The organism is Sphingomonas paucimobilis NBRC 13935 (assembly GCF_000739895.2).
Classification (GTDB): domain Bacteria; phylum Pseudomonadota; class Alphaproteobacteria; order Sphingomonadales; family Sphingomonadaceae; genus Sphingomonas; species Sphingomonas paucimobilis.
In genome coordinates this window covers 1-618 of sequence record NZ_BBJS01000083.1, presented here as the reverse complement: position 1 = coordinate 618, position 618 = coordinate 1, and the positions used below count along the sequence as shown (strand labels likewise).

The following is a 618-nucleotide window of genomic DNA, read 5'->3' as shown; positions in this document are numbered from 1 at the left end:
TTCGCCGTCGCATCCCGGACCTGAAAACCCTGGTCGCACTCACCCCGGCCGCGCTCGGCGCGGCGATCGGCGACGCCAAGGCTGACGCCGTGCTCGCGTTCCTGCGTCGCCACCCTGAACAGGTGATGCAACAGGCTCCCGGCTCGCTCGCGGTCGCCCGCGCCAAACTCGCCGAAAGCGTGGCCGCTGCCCGGCGTGGCGATGCGCGGATGGCAAAAGAGCTGGCGCTGTCAGCCTATCTCGATGGGTTCGAGCCGATCGAACCAACGCTCACCGCGCGCGACGCGACGCTGATGGGCCGAATCGAGGGCGCCATGGGGGAGTTCCGCGCCGCGATCGACCGGGGCGCATCGCCCGATGATCTCGCGGAGAAGGTCACGGTGCTGGGCGGCTTTTTCGATGATGCAGAAGCGGCGCTCGCGCCCGATGCCGCCACCGAGGCGTCCACGTTCCTGGGCGCGTTCACGATCCTGCTGCGTGAAGGGCTCGAAGCCCTGCTCATCGTCGTCGCCATGATCGCGTTCCTGCGTAAAGCCGAGCGCGGCGAGGCGCTGCGGTACGTGCATGGCGGCTGGGTCAGCGCGATCATCGCGGGCGGGATCACCTGGGCGGTCGCCA

Annotated in this window: 1 protein-coding gene; it reads left to right on the top strand. The window is 69.4% G+C overall.

What is annotated here, in order from left to right:
• Nucleotides 1-618: FTR1 family protein (locus tag SP6_RS19925; protein ID WP_042469587.1), on the top strand; the 618-nt coding region annotated here is incomplete at both ends.